The organism is Microbacterium murale (genome assembly GCF_030815955.1).
GTDB lineage: Bacteria > Actinomycetota > Actinomycetes > Actinomycetales > Microbacteriaceae > Microbacterium > Microbacterium murale_A.
Map to the genome: position 1 here is coordinate 1,992,731 of NZ_JAUSXK010000001.1, position 25,599 is coordinate 2,018,329.

The following is a 25,599-nucleotide window of genomic DNA, read 5'->3' on the forward strand; positions in this document are numbered from 1 at the left end:
TCTGCGAGTACGGATTCTTCAGCTGGTGCTGGTTTCGACCTCCTCAAGAAGGGGAAGGCGCAGGTCCGCTTCGTGAGCGGCGACAATGACGCGCAGCCAAGGGCGTTTCGCGTCCACGGCACGCACGGCGTCCGCGGGGAGAGTCAGATCGAGGGCGAGGTGCTCGCCGGGTGCGAGTACGGCGCGCAGCACGCCGACCAGTTCCTGCCGACGCGGCAGCACGGTCCCGCCCCAACGCCGGATGAAGACCGGATGCACGGCAGTGGTGGCCGAATCGTGCGGACTATGCACATCCACGGTCACCCGCACGCCCTCGTCTTCCGGCGTCACGGTCAAAGAGTTCACGTCCGGATCGAGGAAGCCTCGACCGGAACCGAACGGGAACAGCACCGGCTCCATTTGATCGCGGTAGACCGAGGCAGCATCGTGACGGTCGTTGTGATGCAACGGAACGACACCGCTCGAGCGCGGGGCCGTGAAGGGCAGCCGTCCGGTGGGCGAGCTTTTCCCGAGGAGCACGTCGGCGACGGCGGCACCGCCATGCGGACCGGGGAATCCAGCCCAGACGATCGCCATTCCGGCATCCACCAGGGGAGTCAGCACGTGCGGTCGACCGGAGACGACGACGGCGGCGACCGGCACGGTCACCGATTCTGAGACGCGCCGGATGAGTGCTCTCTGCGCGGGGGGAAGATCGAGATCAGAGAGATCGACGCCCTCCCCGCTCGTCGCGGCGGCGACGGACTGGAGTGCTCCGTTCGCGGCGAAGTCGTCGCCGTAGGCACGGTGGCTGGTCCCGCCGAGCACGAGGACCAGAGCGTCGGCGCCGTCGGCCAAGTCGATGGCCGCGTCGGCATCGACGGCCACTCGCACACTCGCGTCAGGGAGCGCGCGCTGCAGAGCGGAGGCGATCCCGGGCGCTGGTACTTCCAGGGGCGCGACGTAGTCGCCCAGCAACGCGGTGTGATCATCGGCGTACGGGCCCGCCACGACGATGTTCCGCAGCGCATCGCCGGTCCACGGCAGCGAGCCGCGCTCGAGCAGTACCAGGGAGGCAGCGGCCACGCGCTGGGAGAGGTCGTCGCCGAGGGTGATGCTCTCGCGCAGATCCACGACCGGTTCAGGCTCCTCCTCTTCGCTCAGAAGCCCGAATCGGGCTTTGAGGGTGAGGACGCGTCGGCACGCGACATCGACCGCGGCGCGCACAACTGGGTCATCGCTCAGCTGGTCGAGCGTGGCGAAGCCCTCGTCCCACAGCGACAGATCGACTCCCGACAGCAGTGCGAGGCGTCCCGATTCGCGGATGCTGCCGGTGAGTGCCTCGAGCCGGTCGACGGCGAGGCCGTCGGCCATCACGATGCCGTCGAACCCCCAGCGGGAGCGCAGCAGATCGTGCAGCAGGTCGCGGTTGGCGCAGCACGGCACGCCGTCGATGTCGTTGTAGGCCGCCATGAAGCCCAGCGCACCGGCACGCACGCCCGCTTCGACCATCGGCAGATGCAGTTCTGCGAGGTCGCGCTCGCCGATAAGCGACGACTGCCCGTTCCGGCCGCCCATGGCCTCGCCCTGGGCCGCGAGGTGCTTGAGCACGACGGCGACGCCGGTTCGACCGACCTCTGCCCGATCGGTGCCCTGCATGCCCTCGACGACCGCCCGCGTCATGACGGATGCGAGGTACGGATCCTCACCGAAGCACTCCTCGCTGCGTCCCCAGCGTGGGTCGCGCAGCAGATCGAGCGTCGACACAAGGGCGAGGTGCACGCCACTGGCTCTGAGCTGCGCGGCCACCGCCGCGGAGGATTCCCGAACGAGATCGCGGTCGAAGCTCGCGGCTGCGGCGAGCGGCACCGGCATGATCGATCCGCCGAGCGCCTGGTGCCCGTGCGGTGCCTCTTCGCTGAGGAGCACGCCGATCCCGCTCGCCCGGCGCACCTCGTCCTGAACGAGTGCGGCGACCTCGGCACGCTCTTCCGGACGAATTCCGTTCTGCCACGTCCGGCCAGACCAGGCGTCGGCGCGGAAGAGACCGTACAGGGCCCCGAGACCACCCCATCGGTCGACCTCGCGCCGACCTTCGTCGCTCAGACGGAAGCCGTCCTTCCAACGTTCGACGGCGCGCCATCCCAGCAGGCGCTGATTGAGCTGACCCACGCGCTGCGTGAAGTCGAGGCGGTCAAGCGCGCGTTCGACGCGTGCGTCGACATCGGGCTGCTCCGGCATCAGAGCGCACCGTCCGTGGCGGCCGGCGGGAACATGTCGGTGTCACTGACCGCGCTGTAGAAGCTACGGCCGGTCTCGGGCGCATTCACGATGCGTTCGATTCCGCGGGCGGCTAGCCTGGCGGGCCGTGCGGCGTCGGTCGACGTGACGAGCGCAGGCCGCAGGCCGTCCGCCGAAAGCCGCATCCAGGTCTCGAACACACCGCCGCCGGGGGAGAGCTCGCGCCGAGCAAGCGGCCTGTCGTCATGATCGACGGGCACGACGACGGCCGCCGAGCGAGATGTCGGCGCGGTCTTCCGCTCGCGCAGCTCGGCGGCCAGCTCACCGAAGCGCTGCCCGATCGGCTTCACGCCGCCTTCCGGGTCGAGGAGACCGAGGCTGTACTCGAGCTCGGGGAAATCGCCGAGCCGGCGTGAGATGTCGTGCGAACACCACCACGTCACACCCCACAGACTGTCGGAGTCGACCGCTGCCCGCACCGTGCCTTCGAGGAAGTCGGGAGCCTCCGTGGCATCGATGTGGTTCATCGGCGCTCCGACCTCCTGCAACCACACCGGCCTGTTCGCATCGACCGCGAAGGCTGCGGCGAGCTCGATGAGGTACTCGGCGTGGTGGAGCCCTTGGTGCGACATCGCGCCGTAGCCCTGGGCGGTTCCGTTGAAGACCCAGGAGTGGATCACGCTCATGTCGCCGAACCGTGCGGTGTGGGCAGGGAGAAAGGCGTGCGTGTCGTCGTACCAGACCGCGTCGTATTCGGCGTTGAGGCGGAACTGGCCTGGGTCCGACGGGCCAGGCCCATGCATGGCCGCGAGCCAGGCCGTCACGTCATCGGGGGTCGCCGGCATCGGCGACGGATGCGACGTCGCCAGGAACTGGTTGACCTCGTTGCCGATCGTGAGACCGAGGAAGTTCGGAAGCTCCCGCAGCGCCCCGTCGAGTGCGTCGACGAGCTGCATCTGCGCCTGCACGGCATCCGGATCGGTGAACATGTTGCCGGCATGCCAGGAGGTCAACCATGACGGTACGAAGTCAAAGCTCGACAAGTGTCCCTGCAGCACGTCGACCGCAGCGTCGAGACCGAACTCCGCTGCGTTCTCGACTGCGATCCGCACATCCTCGACAGCCTGGCTACGAATGAGAGTACGGTTCGGCTGCAGCACAGGCCACAGGGGCAGGATGCGCACGTGGTCGAGACCGATGTTCGCAAGGGCTTCGAAATCCCGGCGTCGCCGGTCGACATCCGGCCGCATCCAGTCGTAGAACCAATCCCCGGACGGGGTGTGGTTGGCGCCGAATCTGAGCACGGTCATCCTTTCAATCCGCCCGACTCGAGCCCCTTGAAGAAGAACCGCTGCAGAGCTGCGAAGAAGACGACGATCGGGATGAGGGCGATGATGGTTCCCGCAGCGATGAGCTGCGGGTCGTCGGTGAACGTGCCGCGCAAGCGATTCAACCCGACAGTGAGGGTGAAGTTGGTCTCGTCCGAGAGCACGATGAGCGGCCAGAGGAAGTCGTTCCACGATCCGACGAAGGCGAAGATCGCGACCACGGTGATCACGCCCTTCACCTGAGGGACGGCGATGTGGAAGAACCGCTGCCATGCGTTGGCTCCGTCCACGAGCGCGGCCTGGTCGAGCTCGTCGGGCAGGCTCGCGAAGGCGTTGCGCATGAGCAGCACGTTCAATGCCGCGATGACAGTCGGCAGCACGACGCCTAGCAGCGTGTTCGTCAGACCGAGCCCGCGTACGACGAGGAACTGCGAGATCAGCACGGTCTCGACGGGGATGAGCAATGCCGCCACGATGACGCCGAGGGCGATCCTGCGCCCACGGAAGCGAAGCCGGGCGAGTGCGTATCCGGCGAGTGTGGCGCCGACGACGTTTCCGACGATGGCCATGAGTGCGACGATGGCGGAGTTCAGCACGTACTGCAGCACCGGGACGCGATCCAGCACGTCGCTGTAGTTCTGCAGCGTCGGGTCGGACGGCAGAAGCTGTGGCGGGCGGGCGTAGAGATCGTCGGACTCTCCCTTGAAAGACAGGGAGAGCTGCCAGACCAGGGGCCCTGCGAGCACGACGACCATGAGCGTCAGTGCGACATACCGAGCGATCGTCGCCGGTACGGGCCCGCGACGCGGGCGGCGTGACTTCTTCGCGTTGCTCGTCGGAGCGGCGTGGTCCTGCAGCGCGGTCATTTCTGCGCCTGCTTCTGCTGCGTGACGAGCTGGAGCACCAGCAGGACGCCCAGGACGACGAACATCACGAGGCTGATGGCCGAGGCGTACCCGGTCTGCGCCTGCAGCCCGGTTCCTTCACGTTGAATGAGCATGGTCATGGTGAGTGCCGATCCGCCGACGCCTCCGGTGCCGCCGGTGAGGACGTACACCTCACCGAAGACACGGAAGGCGGCGACTGAGGAGAGGATGCCGATCAGGCCCATCGTGTTGCGCACGCCGGGAACCGTGACGCTGAAGAACGTGCGTATGCGACCGGCGCCGTCCATTGCGGCAGCGTCGTAGAGCGACTGATCGATGTTCGCCAGAGCGGCCAGGTAGATGACCATGTAATAGCCCATGCCCATCCAGATGGTCACGAACATCGCGGAAAAGATGAGCAGCCAGCGGTCCGTGAGGAAGGGGATCGGGCCGGTGATGAGCGACAGCGAGGCGAAGAGCTCGTTGATGAGCCCCCGCCGGTCCAGCAGGTTGGTCCAGATGAGTCCGACGATCACGGGCGACATGATCACCGGAAGATATGCCGCGGTGCGGAAGAACCCCAGGAAGCGACCGGCACCGGCGACGAGGGTCGCGAGCACGAGGGGCAGGAAGACCATGAACGGGACGACCACGATCATGTAGAGCGTCGAATTCAGCAGCGCCGTGCCGAAGCGCGGGTCGGCGAAGAGTCGCTCGAAGTTCGCGAAGCCGATGAAGTCGCCGGGCCGCAGCAGCAGCGAGTCTGTGAAGGCGAGCTGAATCGTCGAGATGAAAGGGCCGACGATGAAGCAGACGATGACGACGAGAGCGGGCGCGAGAAACAGCCACGGGGTGGCGAACCATCGGTGAGTGGCCAGCGCCCGACCCCGCGCGGTGGCGTCACGCCGTGCCGTGCGGCGGGAGGATCCGGCCTCCCGCCGCACGAGCGTTTCGGTGGTGGGCGATGTCATCGCGTCGCGGCCAGCCGTTCGTTCGAGTACTTCACCGATGCGTCGAGCGCTTCCTGCGCGCTCTTCTGACCCAGGACGGCGAGAGCGATCTCTTCGCGCAGCGTCGCAGCATCCGGACCGCCCGAGAACGCTGCCGGCCACCAGACGACGGCCTCGCGCACCTGCTCGGCAGCGGCGAGGCGCACAGCCGTCGCCCCGTCGCCGTCATCCTCGGTGTAGAACGGGTCGTCGAGCGAGCCCTCTGAAGAGGGGAACACCGACGCCGCCTCGGCGAAGGCCAGCTGGTTCTCCGAGTTGGTGACGTATTTCGCGAATTCACGCGCCAGTTCGACGTTCTCGCTGCCGGCGTTCACGACGAGAGACTCGATGTACATGTTCGGGCTCGAGTCGTTGATCCGCGGCCCGATGCCGAGCGACTCGAACACCGCGGGAGCGGTGTCCTTGAGGTCGTTGTAGGTGTAGGAGCTACCGGGCAGGTACGCCAGGCGGCCGGCCTTGAAGTCGTCGACCTCGGCGGTCTGGAGGTTGTTGAGCGATTCCTCGGTCAGGCCGGCATCCGCGTACAGGTCGACGAAGCGCTGGACGAACTCCACGCCCTTCTCACTGTTGTACGTGAACTCGGTGCCGTCCTCGTTCATGAGCTCGACGCCGTACTCGCCGAAGTTCTCGATCGCCGGCATGCGCGCGATCATCGCGTCGTCCGGGCAGGATGCCGTGAGCGTCTCGGCCTGAGTGAAGAGGGCATCGTAATCGGTGGGCAGATCGGCCGGGTCGAGCCCGCATTCCTCGAACAGCGCGGTGTTGAAGAACGACGGTCCGGTGTTCAGGTACCACGGGTAGCCATAGGTGCCGCCGCCGAGTCCGGCGAAGGTCATCGCCTCCCACGCCTTGTCGAGGTAGAGGTCCTCGGCCTCGGGGTCGCTTTCGGCGATGTCTTCGAGGATGCCGGCCTGCGCCAGGGTGTAGGCGGCCTCCGGCCCCATATCCACGACGTCGGGAAGGTTCCCTGCGGCCGCGTCAGCAGACAGCTTGTCCTGATACCCCTCCGGCGGAGCGTCGACCCATTCGATCGTCGTGCCGGGGTTGTCTGATTCGAACGCGTCGATCAGGTCCTCGAAGTAGGGGGTGAACTTCTCGTTCTTGAGGTTCCAGGTCTGGAAGGTGATCTCGCCAGACAGTTCACCGTCGGCGCTGTCAGCGGGGGCGTTGCCTCCTTCGGCGCACCCGGCGAGCAGCAGCGTTCCGGCCGCCAGTGCGGCGGTGAAGGCGACAGGTTTTCTCATCGTCATTGAAGGTTCCTTTCGAGTGGCCCGCGCTGTCAGCGCGCGGGAGTGAGACGGAGAGTGCAGATCTGGTAGGGAGCGAGGTCGACCATCGCGCCGTCGGCGACGGGAACGTCGCCTGCTGAGCGGAGAGCACGGCGCGGGCCGTCTTCGGGCGCCGGACGCTCGAGCAGGTCGGTCTCGGTGACGGTGTCGTGATGCAGTCCAGGGTGCGTGGTCAGCCGTGCAGTGGCTCGGGCTCCCTGCGTCTCATACAGGCGCACGATCACGTCTCCGGAGCCGTCCTCGGCCAGCTTGACCCAGTCGATGACAGCGTGACCCGACAACGGCACCAGGTCGGCGAGCGCAGGCAGTCCCGGCTCGAGACTCTGCGGCAACGCGAACGCACGAGCCGCCTCGAGCGCGTCGGGGATGGACGCCTGCGGCAGCACAGCCCACGAGAACCGGTGCACTCCCAGATCGGCATCCGGATCAGGGAAGCGGGCGCCGCGCAGCAGGGAGAGGCGGATGCTGGTACCGGTCCCGGTTTCGTCGATGCGCGCATCTGCTCCGGCGATGGTGGAGGCGATGACCGCGGCTCCGCGATCTGCTTCCGCGACGTGGACGTATCGCTGCATGGCGGCTTCGAACATGGCCTCATCCGCAGCTGTATTGGCGTGCAATGGCCGTTCGGTGTTGCCGTACTGCGTCTCGAAGCTGGCGATCCGGGCGCGCAGGGCGAGAGGCATCGAGACCTTCAGCAGCTGTTCCCTCTCGCGCCAGTCGATCTCGGCGTCCGTCTCGAGCTGACGGGCGCCGGCTCGGAGCCAGGTGGTCGCTGTGATTCGGGAGTCTCCGAAGGTGCGCACGACGCGAACGCCGGCGTCATCGCCTTCCGTGACCACTTCGAGTTCGGTGAGGTCCTGCACCGGCCGCGGGTGGCGCAGGACGTGCCTGTCGAGATCCCAGGCGTCCCATCGCACCGGTTCGTCGCGGAACAGGATGAACTCGCCCAGGCTTGCGCGGGGGGTGACGTACTCGGTGCCGTCCGGGGCTCGCAGCGAGGTCACGTGCCCGGTGGCATCGAACTCCGCCCGCAGCGTTCCGTTGTCGAGCACGATAATGTCGCCGTCGCGTGCGATGGCGGTGGCAGCCGCGGACGATGCGTCGGGGGTCGCGATCAGGCCGGCATTCCGAAGCTCTGCGGCCGCGGCCGCGAGGAGACGTTCCAGGCGCTGCTCGACGTCGGCGTAGAAGTCGCGCGCCTCACGGTGCACCCAGGCGATCGAGGTGCCGGGCAGGATGTCGTGGAACTGGTGCAGCAGCACGCCGTGCCAGATCTCCGTAAGCTCCTCACTCGGATAGGCGGCGCCGGCGAGTCTGGATGCAGCGGACCACGCGTGCTCGACCTCACGCAGCAGCGATTCGCTGCGGCGGTTGCCGCGCTTCATCGCCTGCTGGGATGTCAGCGAACCGCGGTGCAGCTCGAGATACAGTTCGCCATGCCAGACAGGGCTGACTGCTGACGTCGAGGGCAGTTCGCGCAACTCGCGCTCGGCGTCGTGGAAGAAGTCCTGCGGTGAACGCGACTCGACCCGCGGTGCGCCCTCCAGGTCGTTGAACCGATGCAGTCGCGACGCCATCTCGCGCGTGGGGCCGCCGCCGCCGTCTCCGTAGCCGTACGCGAGCAGTGCGTGGGAGGCGATCGCCTTGTCCTTGAAGTTCGAGACGGTGTGGGCGAGTTCTTGTCCGGTGACGGATGCCGCGTAGGTGTCGGCGGGCGGGAAGTGCGTGAAGACGCGGGTTCCGTCGATGCCCTCCCACCAGAACGAATGATGAGGGAAGACGGTGGTGTCGTTCCACGAGATCTTCTGCGTGAGGAAGACGTCGGAGCCGGAGCGTCGAGCGAGCTGTGGGAGCGCTCCGCTGTAACCGAACGAGTCCGGCAGCCAGACCTCCCGGCTGTCCAGCCCGAAGCGTTCTGCGAAGTAGGCCTTGCCGAGCATGATCTGCCGCACGAAGGACTCACCTGTCGGTATCACGCCGTCGACCTCGACCCACATGCCGCCGACGGGAATGAACCGCCCCTCCGCGACGTAGGCGGCCACGCGCTCGAACAGATCGGGGGGTAGTGCGTCTCGAGCCAGACGAAGTGCTGTGCCGAGGTCATCGTATAGATGAGGCTCTCGTCGCTGTCGAGCAGGGCGAGGGCGTTCGACACAGTGCGACCGAGCTTTCGAACGGTTTCGCGCAGAGGCCACAGCCATGCGGAGTCCATGTGGGCGTGGCCCACGGCGGTCACGGTCATCGCACTGGCGTTGGCCGGCATGGCGAGCAACGGAGCCAGTACAGCACGTGCGTGTTCGGCGGATGCGATCGGGTCGCGTTCGTCGTAGACATCGAGTGCCTCTTCGATGCCGCGAAGAAGCCGCCAGTAGCGCGGCGAGTCCGCGGCGAGAGTGCGAACGAGTTCGCCGCACACATCGAGATCGAGGGCGAACTCGTAGACCTCGCGTCGGAACAGTGCGATCTCGGCGCTGCGCAGGACGAACTGTTCGAAGCCCTCGGCACCCTTCTCGCCGTGCTCGGTCGTGACGAAGGGCGGAAGACCGAGAAGCAGCGGGTTCGCAGCGGCTTCGACGAAGAGGTTCACCGAGCCATCGCTGTCGCACACGCCGGGGCGGGCGCCGCGGCCGCGCAGGCGCACCCAGCGCTGCTTCGGGTGCAGGCCCTTGACCGGAACGCCGTCGGCGGTGAAGACCAGAGCTTCAGCGTGGCCGCCGACCGAGTGGTCGAACCATCCGAGGTCGAACAACAGCTCGACATCGCCCTGCGCGTCTGCTGGGACCTGGCCCTCGATGCGGAACCAACGAGTCGCCCATGCCTCGCCCCAAGGGCTTCCCACCTCGAACGGTGTGTACTCGGCCGGACTCCGTCCGTCGTCGTGACGGATGCCGATGGCATGCGCCGCCGCGACTGGTTCACCGTCGTCGGCGACGAGCCATGAACTCACACGCACGTCACCGATGCGGTGATGGATCTGAGGATCGATGCGATCGCGCCGAACACGAGTGAGGCGTTCGAGCGTGTCGCGGAGGTGATCGTGCATGCCGACCTTTCGTCGTCGAGGGGCATTTCGCAGACTAATACGTTTGAGTAGATTAGAGCAATAGAGTTACTCAATTGAGTTGCAGCATCCGAGTCTGGCCAGATTATCGGCGCCCGTACTACTGTTGCGATTGAGTACAAAGACCGTGCTCAAGGAGCTACATGACTGAACACGCGTCCCGAGTCGACATCGCGGACAACAACGCCCCGGACGTAGAGGCGCGTTTGACGAGCTTCGACATCGCCAGGATGGCCGGCGTTTCGGTATCCGCCGTCTCGCTGGCGCTGAACGGCCGCCCAGGAGTGAGCGAGACGACGCGCCAACGGATCGTCGCGATCGCCGACGAGATGAACTGGCGGCCCCACAGAGCCGCCCGAGCGCTCAAGGGCGCGACGAACGACGTCGCCGGCCTGGTGGTTGCGCGCCCCGCGCGCACGCTGGGCATCGAACCGTTCTTCGCGCACCTCATGTCGGGACTGCAGTCGACGCTTTCGCAGAGCTCCTTTGCGCTGCAGTTGCTGATCGTTGAGGACACTGCTTCCGAGATCGCCACGTATCGGCAGTGGGCCGCGGAGAACCGCGTCGCCGGAACAGTCCTGCTCGACCTGGCCGTGGACGACCCGCGCCCGGCGGTGCTGGCCGATCTCGGCATCCCTGCGGTCGCGATCGGGGGCGCGGGAGAAGCGTGGCCGGTGACCAGCGTGTGGGCCGACGACTATGCGGCGATGACGACGTTGCTCAGCTATCTCAGCGCACTCGGACACCGCAACCTCGGCTATGTCGGCGGCACTGCCACGTATGAGCACACCCGCCGACGAGCGGCGGCCGTGGCCGAGCTGTCCAAGACACAGGGGCTGCGCGTCACGACCATCAGCACCGATTTCTCCGATGAGCAAGGCGGAGAGGCGACCCGCTCGTTGCTGTCGCGCTTCGACCGCCCGACCGCTCTGGTGTACGACAGCGATGTCATGGCAGTCGCGGGTCTCGGCGTCGCCAACGAGATGGGCGTTGAAGTGCCCCTCGCAGCTCTCGATCGCCTCATTCGACGACTCGGTCCTGACGCGCTTGACGCATCCGGCGATCACGAGTCTCACCCGAGACACCTTCGCGCTCGGATCGCTCGCGGCCGAACGGCTGCTCGCCGCGATCACGGCCGAGCGGGCGACTCCGGAATCCGTTCAGGCGCCAACGCCGCAGCTGGTCGTGCGCGGCAGCACGGCACCTCCCCGCAGCACCGAGCGCTGAGACCGCGTGTCGCAGGGCGGGTCGGAGTGGCGGCAATCGATCAGTTCTGCCCATCCGCCTTCGTCAGCCGGACCGGACCCGCATCGCCTGCCGCGACGCGGCATCCTATGGACCGGATGCCGCCAGCGGAATTCGGTCATGAACTGCCGCTCGTTCTCGGGAATCCGATCAGCCGGCCATCGAAGGCTGTGAATGAAGCCTGCTCGATAGGCTGTCCGCATGCTCACCCGTGCCGAGGCCGATGACCGAGTCGCGCAGGATGCGCACAAGCCTCGAGTGATCCACACCGGACAGGCTCTGGTCGACCTGGTCATCGAAGTGGCAGACCTTCCCGTGCGCGGGCAGAACCTGATGGCCGACTCCGTCGCCGAGTACGCCGGCGGCTCTGTGACCGTGCTGCTCGCGGCAGCTCGCCTGGGTGCGCAGTGCCTGCATGCCGGATCGATCGGGACCGGCCCGTACGGTGACCTGATCCGTGAAGCGCTGGATGCTGATGGCATCGCAGCATCCGCCCCGCCAGTGACCACGCACGACACCGGCGTATGCGTCGTGCTGATCGAACCCTCCGCGGAGCGCACATTCGTCACGACGCTGGGCGCCGAGCGTGAGATCACCGTCGACTCGCTCTCGAGCGCCGACGTGCAGCCCGGTGACCTCGTCTGCGTCACCGGATACTCGCTCGCCGTCGCGCAGACCCGTGATCCTCTGCTGGCCTGGTTGAAGGCCCTTCCCGAGTACGCGGTCGTCGTCCTCGACCCCGGAGCGGCCTTCGCCGCGCTGCCGGCAGACGTGCGCGACACGATGCTGGCCCGCACCGACGTGTGGACCGGCAATGCAGAGGAGGCGACCGATCTGCTGGCCGCGCTGTCTGTTCGGGTCGAGGCGCCGATAGAAGCATCCGAACGTGAGATCGTGGCTCACGCCCGGGAGCTTGCTCCGCTGATGCGCGCCGGGGCGGTCATCATCGTCCGCGACGGCGCTGAGGGGTGTGCCGTGCATGCGCACGGCGAGAGCACCTACGTGCCGGGCTTTCCGCAGACTCCCGTCGACACCAACGGCGCGGGCGACACCCACACCGGCGCGCTGCTCGCAGGCATCGCCGACGGTTCGACGTGGGTGGATGCCTGCCGGCGTGCCAACGCCGCGGCCGCGATCAAAGTCACACGACGTGGACCTACGACGGCTCCTACTGCAGTCGAGGTTGAGGAGTTCCTCCGCGGGAGGTGAACCCCAGCGGCGTACTCACGCAGCCCATCGGCGAGAAGAGCCGACGGCTACACTCGTCTGGCATGTGAGGTCACGCGACCGAACGCACCGCCGATGAGGGGGAGATCATGACTCAGGATGCAGAAGGAAACCTCACGACGGAGAACGCGCAGCGGCTTCTCGCGCAGCAGGTGCGAAACTTGCGAGCCGCGGTGCTCACGCTTCCCGTCATCCTGATCGAGATCCTCCTCGCTCTCGGGCTGTTCCTGCCGTTCGTCACCGACAGCATCGACGGGGAAGACCAGACGGTGAACCTCTTCGGGCTTGTCGGCGGATTGCTCGGCCCGGACAGCGAAGGCGAGGTCGATTCCGCATCGGCGCTGTTCGGCACGGCGTTCGTCGTGCTTGTCGTCGTCATCATCGGGTCGATGATCGTCGTCTCCTGGCTGGCGCGCATCGAGCTCTCGACGGTGGCAGAGCGCGTGGTGGTCGTCTTCATCGTGTTGCTCATCGCCGGAACCCTCGGCGCGTGGATGGTCATGAGCATCGGGCTCAGTTCGGATTCGCCGTGGGAGCTGGAGATCGCTCTCCCGATCCTCACGGTGGGCACACTGCTGGCCGCGCTGTTCGCCTTCCTCCCCAGCTATCGCCGCGTGCGGGAGGTCAGAGCGCGGGTCGGCTGAGGAAGTCACCGCATCCGCATGCCGGCATCCTCACGCCGCCCGTCGCACCCGGAACACCAGCGCCAGCACCGACAGCGAGATGACGATCACGCCGTAGCCGACGCACACAGCGCCGAGGCCGACGACGCCCACCAGCATCCCGGCGATGACGGCGGGCACGCCGAACGCGAGATACGCGAGCACGTAGATCACGGCGAACGTGTCGGCGCGCTCCGTGGCGGGGATGCGTGGCGCGAGCGAAGCGATCACACCGGAGAACGCGGTGCCGAAGCCCATTCCCGTCACCGCGGCCGCGATGAGATAGGCCGCGAGAGAGCCTAGCGCGAGCGCCCCGAGTGACAGGGCCGTGCCTGCGGCGAGGGCCGCGGTGCCGAAGATCGTGATCGTCCGCGGCGAGCGTCGCCGGAGGACGAACGCGGTGATCGCTCCGACTCCAGCGAGAAGCACGACTCCCAGCCCCTGCCAGATGTGAGCGATTCCGCCGAGTTGGTTGTGCACGATGTTCGCCCCGAGGGAGAGGAACAGGCCACCGGTGGCCCAACCCGCGACGACGGCGGGGGCTGCGCGCCAGAAGTCCGCGCGGATGCCCTGTGGAATCGACAGGCGGAACTGCAGCGACGCCCACACGCCCGGCTTCTTCGGCGCCGTCTCAGGTGCGAAGAAGAAGAGCACCGCGAGGATGCCGTACACCGCGGTGAGCGGTCCGAACACATCGAGCAGTGGTTCGCCCATGATGTCGAGTGCGACCCCCGACAGGAGCGCGCCGGTCGCGAGGCCGATGCCGGGGGACAGCGCGTTCCACAGCGCCGCTGTGGCTGGGCGAGCAGGAGGTGCGAGGTCGAGCACGGCTGCCGAGAGCGCCGAGAGCAGCAGTCCGCTCGCGATGCCCTGGATGATCCGTGCCATGACGAGCAGCGCCACCGAGTCCGCGTGCGAGAAGAGCAGCATGCTGCCGGCCAGAAGCACGAACCCGACGATCACGACCGGGCGGCGGCCGACGTGGTCCGACAGCGATCCGGCCGTGAGCAGCGTGAGCAGCAGCGCGATCGCGTAGACCGCGAACACGGCGGTGATCACGATCGCGGCGAAGCCGATCTGCTCGGCGAGAACCGGGTAGAACGGCGACGGGGCGCTCGCGCCGGCCATCATCAGGATCTGCGCCACTACCGCGAGGGCGAATCCGAACCGTGCACGCGAGGTGCGGGTGTGGGGCGCGACCGCGGGGCCGGCCTGTCGAACGGCGATCGGTTGGGTCGTGGTCATGCGCGCTCCTCATCGGTTCGAGAATCATCGAACTATCGGAGCGTACTCGCGTTTCTGTGATTGTTCAACTATTCTCGAACCATGCCCGGTGATCTGCCGCATCCGGAGCGCTCCGACATCCACCTGACGGACGTGCTCTTCGCGCTCAGCGACCCCGAGCGCCTCGCGATCGCGCGTCAGCTCGCCGACGGCCCGCTCGACATGGCGGCCTGCCATGCCACCGACCCGAACCTGCCGAAGTCGACCAAGTCGCACTTCATGAAGGTGCTGCGCGAAGCCGGCGTCATCCGCAACGAGCCCAATGGGCGTCGACGGATGCTGACGCTACGGCGCGACGATCTCGATGCGCTGTTCCCTGGGCTGTTGGATTCGGTGCTTCAGAACTAAGCGCGATTATGGGCGGGAGCCTGCTATCGGGTCCCCACCGGGATCGACGGTCAGGACGCGCCAACCCTTCGGAGCCCGTGCCCCTGGTTGCTCCCCGTGACCAGTCGACGAGCCATCGGCGCTGCCAGCGCGAACACGGCAGTGAGTGCCGCGACGCCGATCATGGCTCCGCGAAGGCCGATCAGACCCGCGAGCATGCCCACGTACACCGGACCGAACACGAAGCCCAGATACGCCGTGGCCCCGATCGCGGACGTCGCACGGCCGCGACGCTCGTCCGGGACGCCGCGGAGCGAGCTGCTGAGAAGTGTGGGGAACAGTACCGACATCCCGATCGCCGCGAACGCGAGGCCCATTAGCGCGACGGGGATGCTGGTTGCGAATGCGACGACGACTGACCCGATCGAGGCCACGGTGGCGCCGCCGATGAGTAGCACTCGATCGGGGATGCGAGCCGATGATCCGACCGTGAAGCGCGTAATGGCCGCGGCCGCGGCGAAAGTAGCGGGCGCCAGCGCGGCGAACCCGAGTCCGACGTGCAGCTCGTCTTCGAGGAAGATCGCACTCCAGCTCTGGTGAGCGTTCTCGGCGGCGAATCCGAGCGCTCCGACTGATCCGATGGCAATGAAGGGCCAGATGCGTGCGGTGCCGCCTCCTGAGGTCGCAGCGACCGGGGACTCTGAGAGTGGTCGCCCGTCGCCACGGATGAACACGATTGCTCCCGCTGCCGCCATCAGCAGCCCCGCGACGCTGAAGACGAAGGTGACGTCGTGGCCGGCGGCGCGAAGCGCTCCTGCTCCGAGGCTCGCGGCGACGACGAATGACGAGAAGACGGCGTGACTGAGCGTGATGACGCGCCGATGCGACCTCGCCTCGCCGAGCGCGGCAAGGGCATTCGCGGCGACATCCGATGCCCCGGAGGTCGCTCCGATCAGCAGCATCGCGATCGTGATCGAAAGGGGATCCGTCGCCTGCCAGGCGAGCAGGATGCCGGAGCCGGCGAGTGCGAGAAGAAGAAGGCCGGTGATACGCACCCCGAAACGGTCGACGGCTCTCCCGGTAAAAAGCATGGCGGGAAGCGCGCCCGCGCCAACGCAGAGGAGCGCAGCGCCCAGCTGGCCCTCGGTCAGCTGGGCCTCGTCGCGGAGTGCGGGAAGTGCTGCACCCCACGTGCCCCAGAAGACACCGAACGCGGCGAACGCGAGATAAGGACCTAGATGGAAGCGCATCTGTGTAACGATACACAGATAGACTGTGGTTGTGAACACCAAGCGGGTGACGATGCGTGACGTCGCGGCGGCGGCGGGCGTCGCGCCCATGACTGTCAGCTACACCTACACCCGCCCCGGTCGGGTTGCTTCCGGCACTCGCGATCGCGTTCTCGCCGCGGCCGCCCGCCTCGGCTACGCGGGACCGGATCCGGTGGCGCGTTCGCTGCGCAGCGGATCCACGCGGAATCTCGGGGTGGTCCTCGGCGAGCACCTCAGCTACGCATTCGAAGATCCGCAGGCCGCTCGCTTCCTGGCCGGCGTGTCCCAGGTCTGCGTTGATAATCACCTCGGGCTCGTTCTCATCCCGAGCGCGGGCGACGCTGGCGACGTCGACAGGATACGAGAGGCCGCCGTCGACGGCTTCGTGCTCTGGACGACGGAGGTCGGAGACCCCGTGCTCGATGCGGTCGCCGCGACTGGTCGACCGGCAGCCATCCAGGGAGGCCCGGCGGCGGTCGCCGGAATTCACGCGGTCGCCGCAGATGATCGCGAGGCCGCCCGGACGATCGCGCTCCACATGCTGCGGGATGCCGAGTCGCCGCTGATCCTTTCGCATCCGCTCGACCGCGAACGGTGGAGCGGCATCGTGCGGGGGCAGCAGTCGGACGTGCGCTTCCCGGTCACCAGTGCTCGCCTGGCGGGATTCCGCGATGCCGTAGAACAGGCCGGACGCATGTGGGAGACGACGCCGGTCGCGGTCGCCGCCCGCAACACACGTGAAGAAGGACGCCTCATGATGAGGTCCGCGCTCGCGCAGTTTCGTCCGGATGTGGTCATCGCGATGAGCGACCAGCTCGCAGCGGGGGCGTTGGATGTGCTGGGCGGCTCGGCGCGCGTCAGCGGCTGGGATGACAGTGAGATCGCGGAGCTACTCGGCTTCTCCGGCATCCGGCAGTCGCTCTACGACCAGGGTGTGGAGTGCGCGAAGATTGCCGCCGGACTCGGGTCGTCGGATCAGCGGCCGTCGTGGTCGCTTGTGCGGCGCTAGCTGCAGGTCCGCCCCCGAACGCTCGACGGCGCGCGAGCCTAGGGTTCGCGCGTGCTGACGCGTCGTGCGGAATCGCTGGATCGCTTCCGCGTCGCAGACCGCGGCGGATTCGCGCGCAGGTGACCGCTGACCTGTGTCATGACCCGGGCGAGCACTTCGACATCCTGCTCGGCGAGAGACTCGAACAGCAGGCTGCTGACGACTTCGATGTGTCCGGGGAACACCTTCGCGAGCACCTCGCGACCTTCGTCTGTGATCGCGGCGATCGTGCTCCGCTCGTCTTCGGGTGAGGGCGCGCGCGTGAGGAGTCTGCGCTGCTCGAGCAACTGCGCCTGATACGTCAGCCCGCTGCGGCTGTATACGAGGTCGTCCGCGAGGTCCGTCATGCGCTGGCTGCCGCCAGGTGCGTCTCTCAGTCGGGCGAGCAATTGGAACTGCACGTAGCTGAGCTTCCCGGCCTCACGCAACTGCTTCTCCACCGCGTGCCGCAGAAGGCTGCTCACCTCGGTGAAGGCGAAGTAGGCCGCAAGCTCGGTCGGTGAGAGCTGGGGAGGGCGTGTGCTCATCCACCAAGTATAACTGTTGCTTCGAATTCGAAGTAGTGTTACTGTTTCCATATTGCTTCGAATTCGAAGCATCACTCGAAGCTCGAGAAGAGGATCAGATCATGAAGGCAGTACGGTTCCACGAAGTGGGCGGACCAGAGGTGCTCCAGTACGGCGAGATCGAGCGGCCCGATCCGGCCGCGGGTCAGGTGCGGCTGCGCGTCGCAGCATCCGCGTTCAGCGCCGCGGACAACGGCATGCGCGCAGGATTCCTGCCGATTCCGCTGACCCTCCCGCACGTGCCGGGATATGACGTTTCCGGCACTGTCGATGCGATCGGTGATGGAGTCGACGGGTTCGCTGTCGGCGACGCGATGATCGGCTTCCTGCCGATGGGCGAGGACGGAGGAGCCGCGGAGTACGTCGTCGCCCCGGCGGACGTGCTCGTCGCGGCACCGACCAGCGTTGCGCTTGCGGATGCTGCGGCACTGCCCTCTGTTGCGCTGACCGCGTGGCAGGCGCTGTTCGACGACGGGCGGCTTGAGGCCGGTCAGCGGTTGCTCATCGTCGGAGCCGGTGGAGTCGTGGGGAAGTACGCCATCTCTCTGGCGAAGCGGGCCGGTGCGCGCGTGATCGCGACCGCGAGCCCGCGGAGCATCGATGCCGTGCGAGCTGCCGGCGCGGACGAGATCATCGACCACACGGAGATCGCCGTGCTCGACGCGGTCTCCGAGCCGGTCGACATCCTGCTCAACCTGGCCCCCATCGAGCCGGCCGAGTTCACCTCCCTGGTGCGCCTCGTTCGCGATGGTGGGGTCGTGGTGAGCACCACGGCCTGGATGCCGGCGCCCGACGACGTCGAGCGGAACGTGCGCTCTGCCGTCGTCTTCGTCCGCAGCGACATCGAACGGCTCGCCGAGCTGGTGTCACTCGTCGACAGCGGCGATCTCCACTTGGAGGTAACCCGCCGCATCCCGCTCATCGAGCTGCCGGCACTGCACGCGGAGGCCGCGGAAGGCCGGATCGCGGGCAAGGTCATCGTGGTTCCCTGATCTCGTCCGCGTGACGAGCCGCGTTGCGGTCCTGGTGCGCGACCGTCGCGACGACGCCGACGAGCAGGATCAGCTCGAAGGCGTTGACGACCGCAGCACTGGGTACCGGCAGCGTGATGGCACTGCCGGCCACCATGAGCACTGTCACCATGGTCAGCCACGCCCAGCGTTCGCGCACCCACACGACGATGCCGGCTGCCAGCAGAGCGGCTGCGACGACGAGAACCATGATCGGTGGTCCACTCGGCGCGTTCTCATTGCCGTAACTGAGCGCCCCGTACTCCCAGTCGGCCGCTAGCTGCACCGGCAATGCGCCCACGACGATCTCGTAGGCAATGAGTGCCGCGGTCACCCCGAGGGCCACCACCGCGGCCCAGACGTTGCGGGCCCAACGCGCACCGGTGCGGAACAGCACGTGCCAGGCGACAAGAACGAGCAGCGGCGTCAGGAAAGCGTGCATCCAGTACCGCGCCGAGTTCAGCCCTTCGAGCGCGGCTCCTTCGCCGATCATCGCGCCGAGCCCGATGACGGTGTTGTCGTAGACCAGGCCGAGCACGACGAGTAACGAGAGATCGGAGACGACTGCTCGGCGCCTCCGCGCTACCGACGAGATGCCCCAGGTGAGCAGCGCGAGGTAGGCGACGGCGAAACCGAGGAATATGAAGCTGTCCATATCATCTCACCGTACGAGTGCCTCGACCATGGGGTGCGACCCTTGACGGAACGCCGGCGCTCGTGGCACTTGAGGGTGAACGGAGACGCTCAGCGCCCGACGATCCGCTCCACCGCGGTTCGCGCGACGTCTCGATCGTGAGGCACCACGTCGAGCGCGCGATGAATCGTCAGCCCCTCGATCATCGCGTCCAGCATCCGTGCCGTGACTGGGTCGAAGTGCCTCTCCAATGCTGCGCGGCTGCGCGCCATCCACGCGCTGGTGAGCTCGCGATAGGGCGCCTCGCGCGCGGCGAGCGTGTAGAGCTCGTGGGTGAGCACGAGGTCGCGCTCGGTGCCGAAGACGTCTTCGGTGATCAACAGCACCACGGCTTCGCGCGCCTCCTCCGTGGTCGCCGCCGCAGACAGCCGGCGTTCGAACTGTTCCGCGATCTCGCGGCTGAAGCGACCGAACGCTTCGCGCAGCAACTCGTTCATGCCGGCGAAGTGGTAGGTCATCGAACCGAGGGGAACCCCGGCAGTGGCCGCCACGCGGCGGTGCGATGTGCCCGCGACGCCGTGCTCGGCGATGACGTCGAGGCAGCTGGTGATGATCCGCTCGCGCCGATCAGGGTCGTAGCGTGGGTTGGTCCGCGGCGCCTTGGCGTCGGCATCCGTCATCATGTGTACGAGTGTACGCGTGACGTGTACGCTCGTCCATATGTCTTCTTCGACCACCGTCGACCCGGCCGTGCGTCGTGCACGCGTCGGCGTCGCGCTGTTGTTCCTCACGAACGGGGCACTGTTCGCGAACATCCTGCCGCGCTACCCCGAGATCAAGGCTCAACTGGGGCTCGATGCGGCCACCTACGGGCTCGCCATCGCCGCGTTCCCGGCCGGCGCGATGGTCGCAGGGCTCGGAGCCGCCGTGCTCATCCGCCGCTTCGGCTCGGCGAAGGTGGCGGTGGTCGGCACCATCCTCACGAGCCTCGGAATCCTCGCCGCCGGCCTCGCACCGTCGGCCTTCTTCTTCGCGCTCGGTCTCTTCCTCGGCGGTGCGGCGGATGCCATCACCGATGTCGGCCAGAACGCGCACAGTCTTCGAGTGCAGCGCGGATACGGACGCTCGATCATCAACTCCTTCCACGCGATCTGGTCGATCGGTGCGGTGCTCGGCGGATCGATGTCTGCTGCGGCGATCGCAATGGCTCTGCCCCTCGGCATCCATCTGGGCATCTCGGCGATCGTGTTCGGCGTCGTGTCGCTCGTCGCTCTGCGGATGTGCCTGCGCGGCCGCGATGACGTCACCGAGGAGGAGGCGATCGCCGGCGGCTCGGAGATCGGGGGAGCGCTGCGACGCGGAATCTCGGGGAAGACCGTGTTCGTGATCGTCGCGCTCGTGCTGCTCGCTATCGCCGGCGCGGTCGTGGAGGATGCCGGGATGTCATGGGCGACCCTCTACCTCGGCGCGGATCTCGCCGCACCGGCGGCGATCGCCACCACCGGATACATCGCTCTCGTCGGCGCGCAGTTCATCGGGCGGATGATCGGTGACCGCATGGTCGACCGATTCGGGCAGCGTGCAGTCGCCCGTGCCGGCGGACTCCTCATCGCGGTCGGCATGGGGACGGCTTTGGCGTTCCCGACGGTTCCGGGCACGATTCTCGGCTTCGCGGTGGCCGGATTCGGCAGCGCGACCCTCATCCCCGCTGCCCTTCAGGCTGCTGATGCCCTGCCCGGTCTGCGGCACGGCGCGGGCCTCACGATCGTGTCGTGGTTGCTGCGACTCGGGTTCCTGCTCTCGCCGCCATTCGTGGGGTTCATCGCCGACAACGCCGGGTTGCGGGCAGGGTTGCTCGTCGTGCCGATCGCCGGTGCAGTGGCGATCGTGTGCGCGGGGGTGCTGGAGCGGCGGCGCACCGCGTGACCGGTTCGTGATGCGCGGGTTGCGCTCGCAATCCGGCACCGCGCGATCCAGACTGATCACCAGAGCGCAACGCAGGAGGCAAGACATGGATCTGGAAGATCTTCTGAACGAACTGAATTCCGGACGCACCATCACGGGAGACTCACCACTGCACGAGATCATGCATCGAACGAGTCAGGACGCGATGCGCATCACAGGTGAACTCAACGGCGGGTACCACGAGCCGGCCGAGGTGCGTGCGCTGCTGGCGCGCCTGATCGGAAAGCCCGTCGACGAGACGGTGACCGTGTTCCCGCCCTTCTCTCCTCCGACTTCGGGCGCAACGTCACTCTCGGCAAGCGGATCTTCATCAACGCCGGATGCAAGTTCCAAGACCAGGGTGGCATCTCCATCGGCGACGACTGCCTCATCGGCCACAACGTCGTGATCGCGACCCTCAACCACGATCTCGCTCCGAGTCGTCGCGCAGACATGCACCCCGCCCCGGTCTCGATCGGCCGCAATGTCTGGATCGGTGCCAACGCCACCATCCTGGCGGGAGTCACGATCGGCGATGACGCCGTCGTCGCCGCAGCATCCGTCGTCACCAAAGACGTGCCGGCGCGAACCGTAGTCGTAGGGTCTCCCGCACGCGTGGTGCGCTCCGTTCCCGACTGAGCTCGTGGCCACGGCAGCCGACGGTACGCAGAAAGGCGGGCCGATTTCCCAGGAGCCTAGCCAGAGCTATACGCTCGGTTCATGCGACTGAGAATCATTATCATTAGCGTGATCGCCGCGGCGACGCTGGGCCTCGCCGGTTGCGGCGCGGCATCCGGGCCCGCCTCGAACGACGCGGCTTCCGCCGCCGCCGGGGGAAGTGACGGCTTCCCCCTCACCGTCGAGAACTGCGACGCCGACGTCACGATCGAGCACACGCCGCAGCGGGCCGTGTCACTCAACCAATCCGCCACCGAGATCATGATCGCGCTGGGACTCGAAGATCGCATCGCAGGCACGTCGTACGAGACCGACCCCATCGGAGAGGACATCGTCGATGCCTATGCCGAGATCCCACTGCTGACCGACGGCCTCCTCAAGCACGAGACGCTGCTCGAGGCCGAACCGGACTTCGTCTACTCCTCCTTCGCATCGTTCCTCACCGCGGAGAACGCAGGAGAACGCACCGAGCTCCACGACCTCGGCGTCCCGACCTACCTCAGCGAGTTCGACTGCACCTATCACGTGGCGGTCGCGGGCGGAGCGACGTTCGAGATGCTCTTCGACGAGATCGAGACGATCGCGCAGATCTTCGACGTGCCGGATGGCGGCGAAGAAGTCGTCGCCGCCCAGCAGGCCGTCGTCGACGAGGGGCTCGAGATCGCGAAGCAGGTCGAAGGCACGCCGAAACTGGTGTGGTTCTACTCGACCGCGGCATCAGCATCCACACCTTCGGTCGCCGGACCCGGCGGACTGCCGCAGACCGTCACCGAGATGCTCGGCGCAGAGAACCTCTTCAGCGATGCGGCCACGAAATGGCCGGAGGTCAGCTGGGATGAGATCGCACTGCGCGACCCGGACGTGATCATTCTCGGCGACCTCACGCGCGGCTACCCAGGAGATACCGCCGAGGAGAAGATCGAGTTCCTCAAGAGCGATCCGCTGACCTCCACGATGGATGCCGTCATCAATGACCGCTTCATCATCGTCCCCGGCCAGTACATGGACCCGTCGATCCACAGCGTCCAGGCGCTCCCGACCGTGGCGCAGGGCCTCGTCGACCTGGCGGTGAAGTGATGACGCACGCGATCGAAGACCTGATCCGCCGCTGGGACGATCAACAAGCGGCGTACATCACGCACCGCGAGCAGCGCTTCGAGATCATGCTCGACGTCGTGGCTCATGTATGCGCGACAACCGCCGATGTGGCATCCGACGGCACCGGACTCATCGCAGTCGACCTCGCCTGCGGCCCGGGGAGTCTGTCGCAGCGGATTCTCGAGCGGTTCCCCGGCGCCCGTGTGATCGGCATCGACTACGACCCCGTTCTGCTCGCCCTTGCCGGCGCGTGGCTCGGCTCGAGGTACGGTGAGCGCTTCAGCGCTCTCGACGCAGACCTCGCGGCGCCCGGCTGGGAGACGCAGCTGCCGGAAGGTGCAGTGCACGTCGCCGTCTCCTCCACGGCGCTGCACTGGCTGCGGCCGGCGCAGCTGGTCGCGCTCTACGACACGCTCGGCACGGTGCTGCCACCGGACGGCGTCTTCATGGACGCGGATCACCTGCGCTACGACCCCGCCTCGCAGCCTCTCCTCAGCCGTGTCGCCGCCGCAGACGACGAGCGCACTCAGCACGAGGCGCATTCACGGGGCGTGCGGACTTGGGACGAATGGTGGACGGATGCTGTCGCGCTCCCGGAACTCGCACAGCACGCCGGCGAGCGTGCTCGCCGCTTCGCCGCTCGACCGCCGACACCGCATGCGCCGCTCGAGCTGCACCTCAGCGCGCTGCGCGCCGCCGGCTTCGCCGAGAGCGGTGTCATCTGGCGCCACTACGACGATGTCGTCGTCCTGGGACGCCGATGACGAAGCTCGCAGAGACGGATGCCGATGGCGCTGACGCGCACGCGCATCCGTCTTCGGCGGTTCGACTCGAAGCGCCCGACGTCGATTCGCCCGACGTCGATTCGCCCGACGTCGATTCGCCCGTCGATGAGTCAACCCGGCGGAGAGCCGATCGTGGTGCGGGCGACCGCGTGCGTCGGCGTCTGCGCTCGTCCGTGGTGCTCATCCTCTTCGCCGCGGCGCTCGGCGCCTCGATCATCGCGGCGACCTTCGTCGGCACCGCGAGCATCGGACCACTCGACGTCGTCGCGATCGTCCTGAGGCACATCGGACTCGACGCTCTCGCGCCAGTGCCTCCCGTCTCGCCGCTCATCGACGCGCTGATCTGGGAATCTCGACTTCCCCGAGTGCTGCTCGCGGCGACAGTCGGCCTCGGGCTGGCCGTCTCTGGTGCCGTTCTGCAGTCGATCACCCGCAACCCGCTCGCTGAGCCGTACCTGCTGGGAGTCTCATCCGGCGCGTCCACCGGAGCGGTCGCGGTGATGATCCTCGGGTTGGGTTCCGGTGCCGTGAGCCTCTCGATGGGAGCGTTCGGCGGCGCGCTCGTCGCCTTCACGATCGTGCTGGTGCTGATCGGCGGCGGCCGCGTCTCGAACCCCGCTCGAGTGGTCCTCACCGGGGTGCTCGTGTCGCAGTTCTTCTCAGCCGTCACCTCGCTCGTGCTCATGCTCAACGGCGACGCCGACTCCACCAGGGGCTTCACGTACTGGCTGCTCGGCTCGCTCGGCGGCGCACGGTGGGAGCCGCTCATCGTGGCATCCGCGGTCATCGTGATCTGCGCCGTCGCCTGCCTGTTGTTCGCCCCGGCACTCGACGCCTTCACTTTCGGCTGGGACACGGCGGCCTCCCTCGGCATCAGCGTCACGCAGACGCGGGTGACCTTGATGATCCTCACTGCGCTCATGACGGCCGCAGCTGTCGCAGCATCCGGAGCGATCGGGTTCATCGGGCTCCTCGTCCCGCACGTCGTCCGGTTGCTCGCCGGTCATACGCACCGGATGCTGTTGCCTCTGTCGGCATTAGGTGGAGCGATCTTCCTCATCTGGGTCGACGCCTTCGCACGCTCGGCGTTCGCCCCGCACGAGGTCCCCGTCGGCGTCATCACCGCGCTGCTCGGCGCACCGGTCTTCGCTATCGTCCTGCGCAAGGCGGCACGGCGATGACGACGTTGACGGCTCACGAGATCGTCTGGTCGGTCGATGGCAAAGGGCATCCTCGATGGAGTCTCGCTCGAGGCGCGCGCGGGAGAAGTACTCGGCATCCTGGGGCCGAACGGCGCCGGCAAGACCTCTCTGCTGCGCATTCTCGCCGGTTTACGTCGGCCGGATGGCGGGACGATCACGCTCGACGGCTCGGATCTGCGGGCGATGAGGCGCCGCGCAGTCGCGCGCCGCCTCGCGATCGTCGAGCAGTCGCCGGAAGTGCACGATGACATCACCGTGCACGAGACCGCAGCCCTCGGGCGCACTCCTCATCGCGGCACATTCGCCGCGCTCGACCGTGACGATCACTCGGCGATCGAGCGCGCGCTCCTGCTGACCGGAATGGGGTCTTATCGCTCGCGGACCTGGCGCAGTCTCTCCGGGGGTGAGCAGCAACGGGCGCAGCTTGCTCGTGCGCTCGCGCAGGAGCCGGACGTGATCGTGCTTGACGAGCCCACGAACCACCTCGACATCCGCTACCAGCTGGACGTGCTCGGCCTCCTCTCCTCGCTCGAGATGACGGTTGTCACGGCGCTGCACGATCTCAATCTCGCGGCGCGCTTCTGTGATCGGGTCGCGGTCCTCCACGCCGGTCGAGTCCGCGCGTCGGGGCTGCCCGCAGATGTCCTCACGGTCGGACTGCTCCGCGAGGTGTACGAGGTCGACGCCGTGGTCGAGACCTCACCCCACACGGGATCGCTCGTGGCAACCTATCTCGGCGGTTCGGAAGATCGCGCCTCGCGGCGTTCGGGGGTTTGAGTCTGCGCCCTGCGGCCCCGATCATGGCCCGGTTCGCCGCTGGGGACCGCGGTTGTAATAGTAAATA

At 67.2% G+C, this 25,599-nt stretch carries 23 protein-coding genes and 2 pseudogenes; 13 read left to right on the plus strand and 12 right to left on the minus strand.

Annotated features, from left to right (window positions below; translation table 11 throughout):
* Positions 1-18: 18 nt before the first annotated feature.
* Genes QFZ46_RS09825 through QFZ46_RS09855 form a run of 7 tightly spaced genes read right to left on the minus strand, consistent with a single transcriptional unit; the run spans position 19 to position 9,756 of the window.
* Positions 19-2,220, minus strand: a complete 2,202-nt coding sequence (locus QFZ46_RS09825; protein WP_307360882.1) for a glycoside hydrolase family 3 protein — start codon at positions 2,218-2,220, stop codon at positions 19-21.
* Positions 2,220-3,530, minus strand: a complete 1,311-nt coding sequence (locus QFZ46_RS09830) for a glycoside hydrolase 5 family protein (RefSeq protein WP_307360885.1) — start codon at positions 3,528-3,530, stop codon at positions 2,220-2,222. Before QFZ46_RS09830 ends, QFZ46_RS09825 begins: the two co-directional genes overlap by 1 nt.
* Entirely contained in the window at positions 3,527-4,414 is an 888-nt protein-coding gene (locus QFZ46_RS09835) for a carbohydrate ABC transporter permease (protein WP_307360888.1), read from the minus strand. The genes QFZ46_RS09830 and QFZ46_RS09835 overlap by 4 nt, the downstream gene beginning before the upstream one ends.
* Positions 4,411-5,385, minus strand: coding sequence for a carbohydrate ABC transporter permease (locus QFZ46_RS09840; RefSeq protein WP_307360889.1), 975 nt, complete (start codon positions 5,383-5,385; stop codon positions 4,411-4,413). Before QFZ46_RS09840 ends, QFZ46_RS09835 begins: the two co-directional genes overlap by 4 nt.
* The gene (locus tag QFZ46_RS09845; RefSeq protein WP_307360891.1) at positions 5,382-6,674 is read right to left on the minus strand and encodes an ABC transporter substrate-binding protein; all 1,293 of its coding nucleotides are present in this window, start codon (positions 6,672-6,674) and stop codon (positions 5,382-5,384) included. Before QFZ46_RS09845 ends, QFZ46_RS09840 begins: the two co-directional genes overlap by 4 nt.
* A gap of 29 nt (positions 6,675-6,703) precedes the next feature.
* On the minus strand, positions 6,704-8,755 hold the full coding sequence (locus tag QFZ46_RS09850; protein ID WP_307360892.1) for an alpha-mannosidase: 2,052 nt from the start codon (positions 8,753-8,755) through the stop codon (positions 6,704-6,706).
* Positions 8,686-9,756, minus strand: a complete 1,071-nt coding sequence (locus QFZ46_RS09855; RefSeq protein ID WP_307360895.1) for a glycoside hydrolase family 38 N-terminal domain-containing protein — start codon at positions 9,754-9,756, stop codon at positions 8,686-8,688. Before QFZ46_RS09855 ends, QFZ46_RS09850 begins: the two co-directional genes overlap by 70 nt.
* 248 nt (positions 9,757-10,004) lie before the next feature.
* Between QFZ46_RS09855 and QFZ46_RS09860 the strand changes: the two are divergent.
* The 4 genes and pseudogenes from QFZ46_RS09860 to QFZ46_RS09875 all read left to right on the plus strand — a co-directional run.
* A pseudogene (locus tag QFZ46_RS09860) lies at positions 10,005-10,721 on the plus strand (LacI family DNA-binding transcriptional regulator); the annotation flags it as partial.
* Entirely contained in the window at positions 10,720-11,001 is a 282-nt protein-coding gene (locus tag QFZ46_RS09865) for a substrate-binding domain-containing protein (protein ID WP_307364562.1), read from the plus strand. The pseudogene QFZ46_RS09860 and the gene QFZ46_RS09865, both read left to right, overlap by 2 nt.
* A 219-nt stretch (positions 11,002-11,220) precedes the next feature.
* Positions 11,221-12,228: a PfkB family carbohydrate kinase gene (locus QFZ46_RS09870; protein ID WP_307360896.1), complete on the plus strand. Its 1,008-nt coding sequence runs from the start codon at positions 11,221-11,223 to the stop codon at positions 12,226-12,228.
* Between the two features lie 107 nt (positions 12,229-12,335).
* A complete protein-coding gene (locus tag QFZ46_RS09875) occupies positions 12,336-12,890 on the plus strand; it encodes a hypothetical protein (protein ID WP_307360899.1) in 555 nt (184 codons plus the stop codon).
* Between the two features lie 30 nt (positions 12,891-12,920).
* Here QFZ46_RS09875 and QFZ46_RS09880 read toward each other — a convergent pair whose 3' ends face one another.
* Positions 12,921-14,153 (minus strand): MFS transporter, encoded by a 1,233-nt coding sequence (locus QFZ46_RS09880; RefSeq protein ID WP_307360902.1) that lies wholly within the window; start codon positions 14,151-14,153, stop codon positions 12,921-12,923.
* An 81-nt stretch (positions 14,154-14,234) separates the two neighbouring features.
* On the opposite strand from QFZ46_RS09880, the gene QFZ46_RS09885 reads away from it, so the two are divergent.
* Complete coding sequence (locus tag QFZ46_RS09885; protein ID WP_307360904.1) at positions 14,235-14,540, plus strand: ArsR/SmtB family transcription factor; 306 nt, start codon at positions 14,235-14,237, stop codon at positions 14,538-14,540.
* A gap of 50 nt (positions 14,541-14,590) precedes the next feature.
* On the opposite strand, the gene QFZ46_RS09890 is transcribed toward QFZ46_RS09885, so the two are convergent.
* Complete coding sequence (locus QFZ46_RS09890; RefSeq protein WP_307360907.1) at positions 14,591-15,769, minus strand: MFS transporter; 1,179 nt, start codon at positions 15,767-15,769, stop codon at positions 14,591-14,593.
* Positions 15,770-15,800: 31 nt separating this feature from the next.
* Here QFZ46_RS09890 and QFZ46_RS09895 point away from each other — a divergent pair, with 31 nt between their 5' ends.
* On the plus strand, positions 15,801-16,799 hold the full coding sequence (locus QFZ46_RS09895; RefSeq protein ID WP_307360909.1) for a LacI family DNA-binding transcriptional regulator: 999 nt from the start codon (positions 15,801-15,803) through the stop codon (positions 16,797-16,799).
* Between the two features lie 38 nt (positions 16,800-16,837).
* Here the strand turns inward: QFZ46_RS09895 and QFZ46_RS09900 are convergent, their stop codons facing one another.
* Positions 16,838-17,365: a MarR family winged helix-turn-helix transcriptional regulator gene (locus tag QFZ46_RS09900; protein ID WP_307360911.1), complete on the minus strand. Its 528-nt coding sequence runs from the start codon at positions 17,363-17,365 to the stop codon at positions 16,838-16,840.
* A 101-nt stretch (positions 17,366-17,466) separates the two neighbouring features.
* On the opposite strand from QFZ46_RS09900, the gene QFZ46_RS09905 reads away from it, so the two are divergent.
* Positions 17,467-18,396 (plus strand): NADP-dependent oxidoreductase, encoded by a 930-nt coding sequence (locus QFZ46_RS09905; protein ID WP_307360912.1) that lies wholly within the window; start codon positions 17,467-17,469, stop codon positions 18,394-18,396.
* Here QFZ46_RS09905 and QFZ46_RS09910 read toward each other — a convergent pair.
* Both QFZ46_RS09910 and QFZ46_RS09915 read right to left on the minus strand, forming a co-directional pair.
* A complete protein-coding gene (locus QFZ46_RS09910) occupies positions 18,380-19,069 on the minus strand; it encodes a hypothetical protein (RefSeq protein WP_307360914.1) in 690 nt (229 codons plus the stop codon). The two genes, QFZ46_RS09905 and QFZ46_RS09910, sit on opposite strands and share 17 nt — an antisense overlap.
* 89 nt (positions 19,070-19,158) lie before the next feature.
* The gene (locus QFZ46_RS09915) at positions 19,159-19,731 is read right to left on the minus strand and encodes a TetR/AcrR family transcriptional regulator (RefSeq protein WP_307360915.1); all 573 of its coding nucleotides are present in this window, start codon (positions 19,729-19,731) and stop codon (positions 19,159-19,161) included.
* Between the two features lie 37 nt (positions 19,732-19,768).
* Between QFZ46_RS09915 and QFZ46_RS09920 the strand changes: the two genes are divergently transcribed.
* The 6 genes and pseudogenes from QFZ46_RS09920 to QFZ46_RS09945 all read left to right on the plus strand — a co-directional run bounded on the left by QFZ46_RS09920 (position 19,769) and on the right by QFZ46_RS09945 (position 25,532).
* Positions 19,769-20,974, plus strand: a complete 1,206-nt coding sequence (locus tag QFZ46_RS09920; protein WP_307360916.1) for an MFS transporter — start codon at positions 19,769-19,771, stop codon at positions 20,972-20,974.
* Positions 20,975-21,059: 85 nt separating this feature from the next.
* Positions 21,060-21,631, plus strand: a pseudogene (locus tag QFZ46_RS09925) (DapH/DapD/GlmU-related protein).
* A gap of 81 nt (positions 21,632-21,712) precedes the next feature.
* Complete coding sequence (locus tag QFZ46_RS09930) at positions 21,713-22,747, plus strand: ABC transporter substrate-binding protein (RefSeq protein WP_307360917.1); 1,035 nt, start codon at positions 21,713-21,715, stop codon at positions 22,745-22,747.
* Positions 22,747-23,532, plus strand: a complete 786-nt coding sequence (locus QFZ46_RS09935) for a class I SAM-dependent methyltransferase (protein ID WP_307360918.1) — start codon at positions 22,747-22,749, stop codon at positions 23,530-23,532. The genes QFZ46_RS09930 and QFZ46_RS09935 overlap by 1 nt, the downstream gene beginning before the upstream one ends.
* Entirely contained in the window at positions 23,529-24,734 is a 1,206-nt protein-coding gene (locus QFZ46_RS09940; protein WP_307360919.1) for a FecCD family ABC transporter permease, read from the plus strand. Before QFZ46_RS09935 ends, QFZ46_RS09940 begins: the two co-directional genes overlap by 4 nt.
* A 36-nt stretch (positions 24,735-24,770) precedes the next feature.
* On the plus strand, positions 24,771-25,532 hold the full coding sequence (locus QFZ46_RS09945; protein ID WP_307360920.1) for an ABC transporter ATP-binding protein: 762 nt from the start codon (positions 24,771-24,773) through the stop codon (positions 25,530-25,532).
* Positions 25,533-25,599 lie beyond the last annotated feature (67 nt).

Excerpts from the sequence above, each read along its gene's own strand:
- QFZ46_RS09825 (WP_307360882.1), bottom strand. The coding sequence starts at position 2,220 with ATGCCGGAGCAGCCCGATGTCGACGCACGCGTCGAACGCGCGCTTGAC.
- QFZ46_RS09830 (WP_307360885.1), bottom strand. The coding sequence starts at position 3,530 with ATGACCGTGCTCAGATTCGGCGCCAACCACACCCCGTCCGGGGATTGG.
- QFZ46_RS09835 (WP_307360888.1), bottom strand. The coding sequence starts at position 4,414 with ATGACCGCGCTGCAGGACCACGCCGCTCCGACGAGCAACGCGAAGAAG.
- QFZ46_RS09840 (WP_307360889.1), bottom strand. The coding sequence starts at position 5,385 with ATGACATCGCCCACCACCGAAACGCTCGTGCGGCGGGAGGCCGGATCC.
- QFZ46_RS09845 (WP_307360891.1), bottom strand. The coding sequence starts at position 6,674 with ATGACGATGAGAAAACCTGTCGCCTTCACCGCCGCACTGGCGGCCGGA.
- QFZ46_RS09855 (WP_307360895.1), bottom strand. The coding sequence starts at position 9,756 with ATGCACGATCACCTCCGCGACACGCTCGAACGCCTCACTCGTGTTCGG.
- QFZ46_RS09865 (WP_307364562.1), top strand. The coding sequence starts at position 10,720 with ATGTCATGGCAGTCGCGGGTCTCGGCGTCGCCAACGAGATGGGCGTTG.
- QFZ46_RS09870 (WP_307360896.1), top strand. The coding sequence starts at position 11,221 with ATGCTCACCCGTGCCGAGGCCGATGACCGAGTCGCGCAGGATGCGCAC.
- QFZ46_RS09875 (WP_307360899.1), top strand. The coding sequence starts at position 12,336 with ATGACTCAGGATGCAGAAGGAAACCTCACGACGGAGAACGCGCAGCGG.
- QFZ46_RS09880 (WP_307360902.1), bottom strand. The coding sequence starts at position 14,153 with ATGACCACGACCCAACCGATCGCCGTTCGACAGGCCGGCCCCGCGGTC.
- QFZ46_RS09885 (WP_307360904.1), top strand. The coding sequence starts at position 14,235 with ATGCCCGGTGATCTGCCGCATCCGGAGCGCTCCGACATCCACCTGACG.
- QFZ46_RS09890 (WP_307360907.1), bottom strand. The coding sequence starts at position 15,769 with ATGCGCTTCCATCTAGGTCCTTATCTCGCGTTCGCCGCGTTCGGTGTC.
- QFZ46_RS09900 (WP_307360911.1), bottom strand. The coding sequence starts at position 17,365 with ATGAGCACACGCCCTCCCCAGCTCTCACCGACCGAGCTTGCGGCCTAC.
- QFZ46_RS09905 (WP_307360912.1), top strand. The coding sequence starts at position 17,467 with ATGAAGGCAGTACGGTTCCACGAAGTGGGCGGACCAGAGGTGCTCCAG.
- QFZ46_RS09910 (WP_307360914.1), bottom strand. The coding sequence starts at position 19,069 with ATGGACAGCTTCATATTCCTCGGTTTCGCCGTCGCCTACCTCGCGCTG.
- QFZ46_RS09915 (WP_307360915.1), bottom strand. The coding sequence starts at position 19,731 with ATGATGACGGATGCCGACGCCAAGGCGCCGCGGACCAACCCACGCTAC.
- QFZ46_RS09920 (WP_307360916.1), top strand. The coding sequence starts at position 19,769 with ATGTCTTCTTCGACCACCGTCGACCCGGCCGTGCGTCGTGCACGCGTC.
- QFZ46_RS09930 (WP_307360917.1), top strand. The coding sequence starts at position 21,713 with ATGCGACTGAGAATCATTATCATTAGCGTGATCGCCGCGGCGACGCTG.
- QFZ46_RS09935 (WP_307360918.1), top strand. The coding sequence starts at position 22,747 with ATGACGCACGCGATCGAAGACCTGATCCGCCGCTGGGACGATCAACAA.
- QFZ46_RS09940 (WP_307360919.1), top strand. The coding sequence starts at position 23,529 with ATGACGAAGCTCGCAGAGACGGATGCCGATGGCGCTGACGCGCACGCG.
- QFZ46_RS09945 (WP_307360920.1), top strand. The coding sequence starts at position 24,771 with ATGGCAAAGGGCATCCTCGATGGAGTCTCGCTCGAGGCGCGCGCGGGA.